This window comes from Neobacillus sp. BF23-41 (genome assembly GCF_041106275.1).
Window position 1 is genome coordinate 45,666 of record NZ_JBGBPR010000020.1, and the last position, 11,835, is coordinate 57,500.

13 protein-coding genes and 2 pseudogenes are annotated in these 11,835 nt (G+C 35.5%); 6 read left to right on the top strand and 9 right to left on the bottom strand.

Annotation, left to right across the window (positions count from 1 at the left end):
- Positions 1-285 precede the first annotated feature (285 nt).
- Positions 286-1,200, bottom strand: coding sequence for a VOC family protein (locus tag AB7942_RS23005; protein ID WP_369448657.1), 915 nt, complete (start codon positions 1,198-1,200; stop codon positions 286-288).
- A gap of 444 nt (positions 1,201-1,644) precedes the next feature.
- Here AB7942_RS23005 and AB7942_RS23010 point away from each other — a divergent pair, with 444 nt between their 5' ends.
- On the top strand, positions 1,645-1,965 hold the full coding sequence (locus tag AB7942_RS23010) for a hypothetical protein (RefSeq protein ID WP_369448658.1): 321 nt from the start codon (positions 1,645-1,647) through the stop codon (positions 1,963-1,965).
- Between the two features lie 210 nt (positions 1,966-2,175).
- Here the strand turns inward: AB7942_RS23010 and AB7942_RS23015 are convergent, their stop codons facing one another.
- The 4 genes and pseudogenes from AB7942_RS23015 to modA all read right to left on the bottom strand — a co-directional run bounded on the left by AB7942_RS23015 (position 2,176) and on the right by modA (position 4,848).
- Entirely contained in the window at positions 2,176-2,616 is a 441-nt protein-coding gene (locus tag AB7942_RS23015) for a cell wall hydrolase (RefSeq protein WP_369448659.1), read from the bottom strand.
- Positions 2,617-2,746: 130 nt separating this feature from the next.
- Positions 2,747-3,215, bottom strand: a pseudogene (locus tag AB7942_RS23020) (alpha/beta hydrolase).
- Positions 3,216-3,375: 160 nt separating this feature from the next.
- Entirely contained in the window at positions 3,376-4,032 is a 657-nt protein-coding gene (modB, locus tag AB7942_RS23025) for a molybdate ABC transporter permease subunit (protein WP_369448660.1), read from the bottom strand.
- Between the two features lie 6 nt (positions 4,033-4,038).
- Positions 4,039-4,848 (bottom strand): molybdate ABC transporter substrate-binding protein, encoded by an 810-nt coding sequence (gene modA, locus AB7942_RS23030; RefSeq protein ID WP_369448661.1) that lies wholly within the window; start codon positions 4,846-4,848, stop codon positions 4,039-4,041.
- 157 nt (positions 4,849-5,005) lie between these two features.
- Here modA and AB7942_RS23035 point away from each other — a divergent pair, with 157 nt between their 5' ends.
- Both AB7942_RS23035 and AB7942_RS23040 read left to right on the top strand, forming a co-directional pair.
- On the top strand, positions 5,006-5,941 hold the full coding sequence (locus AB7942_RS23035) for a substrate-binding domain-containing protein (protein ID WP_369448662.1): 936 nt from the start codon (positions 5,006-5,008) through the stop codon (positions 5,939-5,941).
- Between the two features lie 92 nt (positions 5,942-6,033).
- Positions 6,034-6,417, top strand: coding sequence for a YciI family protein (locus AB7942_RS23040; RefSeq protein WP_369448663.1), 384 nt, complete (start codon positions 6,034-6,036; stop codon positions 6,415-6,417).
- Positions 6,418-6,621: 204 nt separating this feature from the next.
- Here AB7942_RS23040 and AB7942_RS23045 read toward each other — a convergent pair whose 3' ends face one another.
- Positions 6,622-7,113, bottom strand: a complete 492-nt coding sequence (locus tag AB7942_RS23045; RefSeq protein ID WP_369448664.1) for a DinB family protein — start codon at positions 7,111-7,113, stop codon at positions 6,622-6,624.
- Between the two features lie 207 nt (positions 7,114-7,320).
- Between AB7942_RS23045 and AB7942_RS23050 the strand changes: the two are divergent.
- A pseudogene (locus tag AB7942_RS23050) lies at positions 7,321-7,500 on the top strand (ArsR/SmtB family transcription factor); the annotation flags it as partial.
- Between the two features lie 59 nt (positions 7,501-7,559).
- Positions 7,560-8,057 (top strand): SRPBCC domain-containing protein, encoded by a 498-nt coding sequence (locus AB7942_RS23055; protein WP_369448666.1) that lies wholly within the window; start codon positions 7,560-7,562, stop codon positions 8,055-8,057.
- 99 nt (positions 8,058-8,156) lie between these two features.
- On the opposite strand, the gene AB7942_RS23060 is transcribed toward AB7942_RS23055, so the two are convergent.
- Both AB7942_RS23060 and AB7942_RS23065 read right to left on the bottom strand, forming a co-directional pair.
- On the bottom strand, positions 8,157-8,483 hold the full coding sequence (locus AB7942_RS23060) for a hypothetical protein (RefSeq protein ID WP_369448667.1): 327 nt from the start codon (positions 8,481-8,483) through the stop codon (positions 8,157-8,159).
- 122 nt (positions 8,484-8,605) lie between these two features.
- Positions 8,606-10,048 (bottom strand): family 43 glycosylhydrolase, encoded by a 1,443-nt coding sequence (locus AB7942_RS23065; protein WP_369448668.1) that lies wholly within the window; start codon positions 10,046-10,048, stop codon positions 8,606-8,608.
- Positions 10,049-10,435: 387 nt separating this feature from the next.
- On the opposite strand from AB7942_RS23065, the gene AB7942_RS23070 reads away from it, so the two are divergent.
- Entirely contained in the window at positions 10,436-11,332 is an 897-nt protein-coding gene (locus AB7942_RS23070) for an AraC family transcriptional regulator (protein ID WP_369448669.1), read from the top strand.
- Positions 11,333-11,544: 212 nt separating this feature from the next.
- On the opposite strand, the gene AB7942_RS23075 is transcribed toward AB7942_RS23070, so the two are convergent.
- Positions 11,545-11,733, bottom strand: a complete 189-nt coding sequence (locus tag AB7942_RS23075) for an amino acid transporter (protein WP_369448670.1) — start codon at positions 11,731-11,733, stop codon at positions 11,545-11,547.
- Positions 11,734-11,835 lie beyond the last annotated feature (102 nt).

Below are 11,835 nucleotides of genomic sequence, written 5' to 3' on the forward strand. Positions count from 1 at the left end.
CTTGAATCTGAGATAATAATAATACTTATAATTTTTTTTGTCAATAACCTTTTTTTTTAAGTTAGATATAAATTTTGTTTTTCTTGTTGAACTAAACTGCTACGTTAGTCGAAGAACACACAATCCGGCTACATAGCCGGATTTTGAACTCTTGCACCCGTTAATTCAATAACATTTTTATGTAAATTATCATTCATCAAGGGAAAATTTAGTTTCGTATAAGCATTTCTCATAACTCTCATCATTTGATCGACTAACTCAGATCTTCCGTAGGCTGTATTCTCATTATCCCTTGTATGCTTTCTGCAATTTCACAAGATCAAATTTCTTCATTTTTAGAAATGCTTCCGTTAGGCGAGCAAGTTGCTCCGGTGTGCCCTTGCTCATCATCTCGTCCATCTCACTTGGCACAATCTGCCAGGATAAGCCATTCTTATCTTTTAGCCAGCCGCATTGCTCGGCTTCAGGAACTGCAGAGAGCCTTTCCCAGTAATAATCAATCTCTTCTTGTGTGTCGCAGTACACCATAAATGAGATTGCCTCGTTAAAACTGAATTTGTGTTCGTGCGCGCTATCCATTGCGGTAAACCACTGATTTTCAAGCATGAATTCAGAGAACATGATTGTTCCTTCTTTGTCAGGTTCCATACCTTTAGGGTAGCGGGCGATAAGTCCCTGCTTTGCGTTCTTAAAGACTGATAAATAAAAATTAATAGCCTCTTCCGCTTTGCCGCATTTATCGCCGACAAACAAAAGTGTCGGCACTAATGCAGGCCGCTCTTCGCCTTCTGGATTGGTAAGGATTAACTGCCAAGACAAACCATACTTATCCTGAATCCAGCCATACTTCTCACTGAACGGATACTTATCAAGTGGCATTAACGCTGTGCCCCCTTCGGACAATTTGTTCCAAACCTCATTTATTTTTTCTCTCGCGTCTTTTTCTCGCGATGGGTCAAAATTAACTATGAAAGACACCGACGGATTGAACTTGAACAACGGTCCTGCGCTGATTGCCATGAACTTCTGCCCCCAAAGCTCAAAAGAGACTATATCGGAGTCGCCTGATGGTGTGTCGTGGATTGTTGTTACATCCGTAATTTTTGAGTCCGGGAATACGGAAGCGTAAAACTCGGCTGCTTCTTTTGCCTCCTTGTCATACCATAAATGCGGAACGATTTTTTGATTTGTTTTTGACATAGTTATTCCTCCATAATTTTTATTCGACAAGAATGTGACCAAAATTCCAGTGTAAAGAAATTAGTTATCATTCCAATTTATTTTACCATTTTCATTCTGATCTGGTATTTGAAGTAGAAGCACATTATTTGTTAGAAAAGGTAATTTTTCAAAACATTTTTTCATTTGTTTAAAGTTTGTTATTAACTTTAACAACTACAGTTCCAAATAGTTTATCCCAAAAATAAGCATCTAACTTCCATATTCCACTCTTTGGTAGTGACATACTTGATGGAGTGTGTCGATCTGGCTCCAAAAAGTACTTTAATTAAATCTGGTGGTTACACAATGATTGGTGAAAAGCGCAATCGATGTGAATGAAAAAAACAAACACAAAATTGGACAGAACTTTCGTATAATGAAAATGGATGGAATACCAATCAAAAATAAGATGGTGAAGCTGGTATGAGAATAAATTTATCAGAGAAACAAATTGCAGAAATAAAACGACTAGTTCAAAAAGAACTTTTGATAAAAGGAATAGAACCAACAGATGAATATCTATTTATCCACTGTTTTTCGAAAATACAGAAAGAAACCGTATATTATCATCTGTTTAAAGAAAATAATACGTTGATAATCCGCTGCTATGCACGCGTGTTTGACAACCTAGGTCTGAGCGCGATGATCAGAAGCACAGCGAAAAATGTATTTGAATATCTGGTAAACCAAACCGGATTACAAAACACAATCTATATAGAAAACGGGATAGAATTTAAATTTTAAAAAAGAAGGACCCTAAATTTAAATATATACATGGACAATTAAATTCCGATTGATACAGGCTGTTTTTTAATATTTCTTATTGAACTAACGCACCTGTTAGCTAAAGTACAATATTTCACAGTCTTGCATTCTTGGATAAAAACTATTACTAAAAGTTTTATTTTGTGTAAATATTCTAAATATGTAAAAAAGCTTACTCAAAGAGTAAGCTTAACCGCTATAAACAGTATCACATGTTCCAGGTTTTGGTTCATAAAAACAATGTTCTTTAAATTGACCAGATTTAGGTTGTCCGTACCATGTTGGAGGGCATGGAGCATGTGGATTAAAATACCAAAGAGCATATTTCGCTGGGTGGTCTCTCCAATAATCCAAATTCTGTTTTGCTAATCTTCTTTCAGATGTTCTTGATCTTTGATAAAATACATTCCCTTTTTGAACTGCTTCAAAGGAATAATTTCCTCCTTGTACTTGAAAAATAACCTGGCGAATTAATCTTATATCTTTAAAGTCTAAACAATTTGCTACAAGACGATTAACAATTACATTTCCAACATATAACATTCCCTGTTGTCCTTCACCTTCAGCTTCTGCTCTCATCATCCTTGCCATTAAGTCGACGTCCGAACTTCGGTAATTTACTCTTGGCATTTTTCCACCCCCAAAATATAGTATGAAAAAAAGCCTACAATCATGTCATTGTTTATATAATAAGAATGCTTAGTTTTTAAAACTTACAGTTTTTTAGTAAAATGAAAACTATTGTATTCTTTTTATCCCTTTAATTTACTTTGATAATTTCCTTCAATGATTCTATTACTTTCGTTAATGAGGAAATTGATGTTAGTGTGTCAAACTCTACATCATCTAAAGAATGATTTGCCCCAAGGATTACCTCAATGCTAAAATCGGTGTGCTTTTTTATTTGTTCAACTTGCTCTAAATTATAATGAGGGTCTTTGTCTCCGATAACTAACAAGCCTTCGTGATTACTGCTTAAAATATCTAAGTATATTCTTTCAAGTTTCAGCAAAGGTGTAAGTAATATCATTTTTGACTTATTAAATGCTTCTCTCCTTATAATTTCACATACAACAGGAATTGTTCCAAGAGATTTCGCAAGGAATATCGTAGGTATATCCAGTACCTGATAACATAAAACAGATGCTTTTATAACCTGTTTGAATATGCGTATACTCGATTTCTTTATGACTATCATTGGTACGTATAGCAATCTTATTAACCTTCAAAGGTATCCCCCTTTATTCTTTCAACTCAACTCTAACTATGATATGAGTATATACTTTGTCGGTAGCCTTTTATTTTCCTTCTTGATCAATAAAAAAAAGACATCCCTAATTATAGGAATGCCTCCATTTGTATTAAAAAAGTTTATTTATTCATATGCCATCACGATTTCATTAGATGTACGCATATTAACATTAAAAATGAAATACCTATCATACTCGACACCCATAACCAAGCCAATTCCATATTGCCTGAATCAATGGCTACATATATAGCTGTTGGAATGGTTTGAGTTTTTCCTGGGATGTTTCCTGCGAACATTAAAGTGGCTCCAAACTCCCCTAATGCTCTCGCAAAACTCAATATTGCACCCGAAATGATGGCTTTAAGTGCAAGTGGAATGGAAATAAACATAAATAATTTGAACTCATTTGCCCCGTCCACTCGAGCTGCATTCTCAATTTCCTCATCAATGGATTCAAACCCTGTCTTAGCAGATTGATACATAAGAGGGAAAGCTACAACAGAAGAGGCAATAACAGCAGCCCACCACGTAAACATAACAGTTTGTTTAAACAATTCTTCTAACATTTGTCCTATGGGACTATTACTTCCAAATAAAACAATTAACAAGAAACCTATGACAGAAGGTGGCAATACCAATGGTAAAAGGAAAACAGTTTCAACTAAGGTCTTCCCTTTAAATTTCGTATTAGCCATCACCTTCCCAAAAAATAATCCTAAAATTAATACCCATACTCCAGAAACAGTTGCTATCTCGATGGATAGTCTGACTGGTGACCAAAAGTCAATTGCCATTGTATATTAATTTATTCCTTTAAAACCATACTTCTCTAAAGTTTTCATCGATGTTTCATTTTGAAGATAATCGTAGAATAGATGGGCTTCTTTAGGATGGCTGCTGTTCTTAATCACACCTAGAGGATAAATAATAGGAGCGTGAGTATTTTCCTCTGCGGTTGCTACAATTTTCACCTTTTGAGAAATCAAAGCATCTGTTTTATAAACAATTCCTGCTTCCACATTGTTCGTCTCTACATATGTAAGCACCTGCCGAACATCTTTGGCAAAGACCACTTTCCCTTCAATCGCTTTCCAAACATTTAATTTTTCTAATGTTTCCTTCGCATATTGTCCTGCTGGTACAGCCTCTGGGGTACCAATGGAAATTTTATCTGTTTTGGTAAGGTCCTCGAATGATTTAATCTTCTTTTTTGAATCGTTTGGTACCACTAATACTAGTTCATTTCCAACTAAATCTATTCCTTTTGACTTGACGATTAGTCCGTCTTGCACCAGTTTATCGAATTTGTCCTCAGCGGCAGAGAAGAAAAGATCGACAGGTGCTCCCTGAGAAATTTGTTGTTGAAGTGCTCCTGAAGATCCAAAGTTATAGTTTACTTTCACATAAGAATGTTCCTTCTCAAAGGTTGCTTTAATCTCATTTAAGGCATCTTGTAAACTAGCAGCAGCTGAAATCGTCAACTCTACCTTCTTTTCAGAAGCTTCTTGATTCTGCTCTTCTGGCTTTTTCGTTTGTTCATTGGCTGAACACCCAGACACGACCAGTAATAATAGCATCATCGAGTAAATTATAAGATTTCGTTTTTTCATAATCCCTCTCCCTTTCTAACTAATTATAATTAGTTAGAACTTATTATAATTAGTTAGAACTAAAATGAATAGAAGAAAAATCACTTTTGTTCATTTTTTTATCTGGAATATACTTTTTAACAGATAGTAAGTTAAAATAAAAGATGGAGGGATGTAAATGTCAAAGGAACTTTCCTATACGATTGAAGAGGTGTCGCAGCTTTTAAAGGTATCGAAATTAACCCTTTATGACCTGGTTAAAAAAGGGGAACTACCTGTATTCCGTGTAGGTAGACAGATGAGAATTGATTCAAAAGACTTGGACAATTATATAAAAAATCATAAAACGAATCAGAATACTACATTCCCATCCTCTGTTAGCGATCCTCACAGGAACGAAACAAAGGATTCCCAAAACATTATTATTAGTGGACAAGACCTAGTTTTAGATATTCTAGGTAAACACATCGAGAAAAATTCAGCCTATAAACCATTAAGATCTTTTACAGGAAGTTTAAACAGCTTAATCTCTATGTACAATGGAGAGGGTGACATCGTTAGCTTACATCTGTTTGACGGAGATACAGGCGAGTATAATCTACCATATATAAAAAAAATTTTAGTGGGATACCCTTTTATTTTAATAAACCTCCTTTCAAGAAAAGCAGGTTTTTACGTTAAAAAGGGGAACCCTTTAAACCTCACCTCTTGGACTGATTTAAAGCGAAAAGATGTGAAAGTCATTAATCGAGAGAAAGGATCAGGAGCACGAATCCTTCTTGATGAACAACTCAGAATTAACGAGATTCCTTCTAGGAACATTCAGGGTTATGAGCACGAAGTGAACAACCATTTAAGCGTGGCTTCAGCTGTCTCTGCTGGATTAGTAGATGTAGGGGTCGGAATTGAGAAAGCTGCAAAAATAGTGGGCATTGATTTTGTTCCATTAATAACAGAACAGTATGACCTGGTTATTCTTAAAACCCCGAAAACGGAACGACTAATAAACATTGTAAAGGGAATTTTATCATCAAATCAGTTTCAGTCTGAAGTTAACTCTTTAGGAGATTATGATACATCCCAGACAGGAAAAATTATTTATGAAACATATTAAAAAGAAGGCTGCTGAGATTTCAGTAGTCTTCTTTTTTATCTCCATAAAAGGTGATTCATTGTATACGAAAAGGATTTATGGAATAATTGAGGTTGAATGTCGTAACTAAAGAAATTTTAATTGATGGAGGTAAATTAGGAATGTCGGACAATACCGCAAGTAAAGCTACTGCTAAAATGCACTTTATGCTAAAGTCTACTCCGCCTAGAACAACTTTTCATCAGGATATGACTGGAGAAGAACGGGACATTATGTTAAAACATATTACCTATTGGACGGACAAGCAAAACCAGGGGATTGCTCTGGTCTTCGGTCCTGTTTTAAATCCTTCAGCTCCGCACGGACTTGCCATAATTGAAGTTGAAAATGAAGCTCAAGTTCCAAAACTTATAGAAGAAGACCCAGCCGTAATTGCTGGTATAATGAAAACTGAATTTTATCCGATGAAAGCAATGCTACCGAAACAACACGCTTAACGCTGTAGGCGGTGTTAAATAAAACTTGAATAGACAAAAGTAAATGGCTCAGTATTGGACTGAGCCATTTGCTATTTCAGTACAAATATTGATACAAAACACAATATGTTCGAAGACACCAGGATGGCAGATAACTCATGAATCCTTGCTCCCGTTCGTAGAAATATGGTGAAGAAATCGAATCCATTATGTCTCAAATATTAATTAATCTTCAGTTCCTAACACGTCTGTACTTGGGGGGACATACCCCATCTGACGAATCATAGCTACAATTTGTCCCTTGTGATGAAATTCGTGAGTAATGGTATGCATAAGCAATTTACCTGGAGTAATGGTTATTGTTTCTGGTGCTTCTCTCCAAGGGATCTTCCTCTGAATCGGCTCATTTAATTGATTTCCGTGTAATTTAAATACCTCATTTACAAAAGAATCCACCAGTTCAAAGCGGACCATTATTTCGTCCAATTTGAAATTTTGCAGGTCTTCCTTTGGAGTAAGTGGCTTCTTTGTTTCTAATAACACAAATGAACCAAGCCAAGCAATATAACAATCTGCTATGTGTACCAATGAGTCTCGCACACTTTGCAAACCGTATCCATTTTGGCGGGTAAAATCATTTGGTTCTAGTTCCCTACAAAAGTCTAACAGCGTTCCTCGAGTCTGTCGGACCCATTCATATTCATTTTGATGGAACATTCTATCCACCCACTTTCTCGGAATAATAATACATATTCTAGATATGTAAAAAATAACCTTCATATGATATTGCACAAAAGTCCGTTAGCCTTGGTAAAGTCTTAATATTTGTAATGAAGATTTATTTAAATTATACCTTTACAGGAATATTCCTTTTTAGGTATATTCAGAAAGAATATTGATTAAAAGGAGCTGGGAAAATAAGAGATGGATTATACAACAATCTTAAGAACTCTTGCCGAGCTCAGTAGGTTTCAGATTGTTAAATTACTTCGTAAGGGCCCACTAACAGTGCGGGAAATAGCAGTCCATCTTCATATTTGCCAGCCTCAAGCATCTAAACATCTCCGTGTACTGCATGAAGCGGGTATGGTGGAGTTTGATGCAGGATCTGCGAAAGAGAGAAAATAAAGAGAATGAAAACTAAACTTATTGGAGGAGTCACAATGTCAACTCAAATCAAAATCACTCATACTTTCAATGCTCCACGTGAACTTGTGTTTAAGGCATTCACTGAATCAGAACACCTAAAGAACTGGTGGGGGCCAAAAGGATGGACGTTTGAGGTTTCTAAATCAGATTTCCGTCGGGGCGGTGTCTTTCATTACAGCCAGAAACCTGCTGACGGCAACGTAATGTGGGTTAAATTTGTATACAGTGAAATTATTGCACCAGAGAAAATCGTTTACACCAGTTTCTTTTCTGATGAAGAAGGTAACACTGTACGTGCACCCTTTAACGCAAATTGGCCTATGGAAACCCTGAATACCATTACGTTCATCGAGGACGAAGGAAAAACAACCCTTACAATGATTGTGGTTCCCGTATCCCCGACTGAGGAAGAGATCAAAACCTTCGAGGATTCAAAAGAGATGGCTCAGGCAGGATATTCCGGAACCTTTGATCAATTAGATGAATACCTAGCTAAGATATTAACCGTTTAAAATAGCCGCAGAAAAAAACACCGATCATCACCGGTGTTTTTTGTTATTTATGAGTATCCCCATATCTACAGCTAGGGTTTTACACTGCTTTTTGATAAATCAATGTATGTTATGAAATCCGGTTCCTGTTAATTCTATGACCCGAATTTTCCAAACTAGATGGTCATTTATAAAAATCTCTACAGTCTGAGAATATTGGTCAAGAATCACGCTATTTATACTCCATATTTTCCCCAATCCCTGTATACAGTACATATTTTCCAGTCCAGGTTTTCTGCCTTCTCTAAGAAAAATTCGAGCAGAACCAATTCCGTTTGCTGGATAATGTCCGAGTTCTTCTACTTCATCACATGGTGTGGGCAATTGACCAAGGAGTCTTACAGTTATTAAGCCGTCTTTTCTAAACGCATCAGCTTCGGTAAGCATAAAATTTTTCTCCTCGTATTAATTTAATATATTAACTGTAGTTTTATTATATGTATTCACCTATGGCATGGTACCTAAGTCTACACAGCCGCTAACCATTGTTCAACTCTAGCACCAATTCATTATTCTATAGTAAAGGAATACAAATCAATGGCACCATCACCTTGGTAGGTAAAATACAATGCATTCACTCCATCATTTATCTTCATAGGAGCCGTATACATTAGCCAGTCTTCCTCTGGAGAAATAGGAATCCGCGCAACCTCTTCACCGCTAGTTGTTGTGCTTACTTGAAGTTCTCCTTTTCCTGTTCCTCTTACTTTAACAGAAATCTTAGAAACCTCTTTAATATCAAAATACTTAAATCCTGCTATAGCTCCAGCCGTCATGTTTGCAATATATTGATTAGGATTATCCTCCCTGTCTCCACCCTGCTGAGTAAAGTACGGATGGGATTCATCAATTACATAACCAAACTCATAACGAACTGCACCTGATCTGCTCATAAGGTTGCAAGCGATATATGCCGGGTATTCCCCTTTTCCAATCAATGGACCACTATTCAGTCCGCAGCTTGTCATTTCTACTTGCTTGATACTTCCATCGCTTTCAATTTGAATTTCTTCTGCGCATGCCTGCCTTGAAAATTGATGCTTGTTAGTCTGTCTATGATAGAATACAAACCATTTACCGTTAATTTCAACGATGCTGCCATGATTGTTGCCAGTGTAGTTCAATGCTTCATCGTCCTTTCTGCCATCCAGATAAATATCCCCATTGGAGATAATTGTTCCTCCATATCGAAAACCGCCAATAGGGCTCTTAGAGGTTGCATAGCATAGTTCATGCCCGTTAAAAGAAGAATAAACAAAATAATAGGTATCTCCTATCTTCCTAATGGAAGATGCTTCAAAGAATTCATGGCCTTCGAAATCTGTCCCCAAACCACGACCCTTGTCTGGAAAGATATACTTAGGTCCTTCTTTTACCGTAATCATATCTGCTTCCAGTTCAATTACCATGCCACCTTTAATCGTTTGGTCTTCAAGTCCCAATTGATCCCACGGAAAATTCTGAGGACAGAATCCGGAGTATAGATATACTTTTCCATCATCGTCTACTAGTACACCAGGATCAAACTGGAATCCCTCATCTTCTTGAGCCCCGAGTAAAGTTCCGTCCTTGTAATGCACATGTCCGTAAAATTCATACTTACCTGCAGGTGAATCACAGACTGCTACAGACATGACTCCTAGAAAATCAAATGCATAATATAGATAGTATCTTCCGTCAGGGCCCGGTTGTACATCTGGTGCAAATAATAATCTGTTATCAGTTTTCCCCATTGGATCCTGAACTTTCTTATAAATTACCCCTTCGTATCTCCAGTTACTTAGATCATCCACCGGAGCCGACCAACACACATAATCATTTTCACAATAAAACATTCCATTAAACTTATCATGACTTCCGTACACATATAACCTGTCACCAAATACATATGGTTCTCCATCAGGAATATATTCATAACTTGGTAAATAGGGATTAAGTGCTTGCAGTTTCATAGCTACCTCCATTAATAAAAGTTTTTTATTTCAAATAATCAATCACTATTTGTATATAAGAATAATAGTAGAGAGATTGAGACACCATCCCCTCTATTTAGACGGATAAAGGATACGTGTACTTTGAGTTTATTTAATCTCTTATTATTAACATTTACCCTTTTACACTTTTGAAGTACACATCCATTATTTCCTTGAAGAATAATTGATAACGTTTTCCATCTTCACTATAATAGATATATTATTATATAAAACATGATTGCTAATGTACCTTGCCTTGTTTAGAAAACGTTTTCTGTTATTTGCTTATATTATAAAAGTAATTGACCTAAAAAGGCGATTGTATTATCAAGGTAAAATTTACCCAAATCAAAGGAGCTAACATGGATGGATATCTATGAAAATACCTATGAATCCACTAATGCAAAACGACTTCCGATTATTGATTGGAACATACGCTTTTTTGGTGCTCATATGCAAACTGTTTCCAAGGAATGGGTTGTAGCAAAGGAGTTTCACCACGCTTTCGAAATTTTGATTGTTTTGGAAGGTAAACAGGAAACAATAATTGAAAATCAAATTTATTTATTAAACAGTGGGGATATTATGCTTATTCCTCCAGGGGTCGAGCATATCAATAGATGTATTTCAAATAACAGTATGACCTATTTTTGCGCTCATTTTGATATAGACGAGCCTTCTTTACGCATAGAAATGTTGAAGAATTGCGAGTTAATTTATTCTCCTGCTTCTCCTTTTTATCAAAGAATAAAAAGTACTCTTGAAAAATGGTTTGATATGCTATCTATAACTGATATCAGACCTGTTAAAGATAAACTACAGATACAGGTAGTCCTATTTGAGCTATTAGAGATATTTGTAGACATTGTTTCACAAAATCAAAAAAAATTTTCAAACAGTTCGATGACGACAACAAAATATGCAAAAGAAATTGCAGACGCCATAAGATCAAATTTCAAACGAAATTACTTATATAATGAGGATGCTGATAAAACAATTCATATACAGCCAATCATTGCTTCCCTTGGTTTTAGTCCTAATTATGGATTAGAAATTTTTCAGAAAGTCTATCAAATGTCTCCGCGGAAATATTTATCTGAACTGAAATTGCAAGAAGCTAAAATATTAATACAGCAGCCAGATGTTTCTTTAAAAGAAATTTCCAATCTGTTAGGTTATAAAAACCTCTCTCATTTTAGTAGACAATTTAAAAGGTGGACAGGACTAAGTCCCACAGAATTCCGTAAAAATTCTATTAAATGAGTTTGTTAAGAAAACCATTTTTCGTCTAAACATATTAAATTACTTTAAAGAAAAATCCGTGTCCAAGCAATGGACACCAAATGAGTTCAACAGAAAAAGAAAAAACAGAGTTAGGTTAACACCTTAACTCTGTTTTGTTTTTAACCACTCAAATAGCTAATAAAAGAATAATAATTATATTAAGGGCAGCCAGTTTAAAATCACTTAACAGGTTAGTGTAATAAATTTAAAATAATTATTAACAAGATGGATATTGATAAGAAGCCAGCGATAAAATTCCCAAAATATTTTAATGGTTTTGGCAACTTTTTTACAGCACCCTTGCTAACATTTGCAGCATTTCCTTCTATCTTGTTAATGTGGTCTATAACATTATTAAATGGCTTATTTTCTTCTTTCATACAACCACCCCTTTACCACATTTTAACATATTTATTTATTTTAAAACTGTATTAAATGTAAATTCTTATTCAAATATCCAGCACAGTTAGTTCAAAATAAAA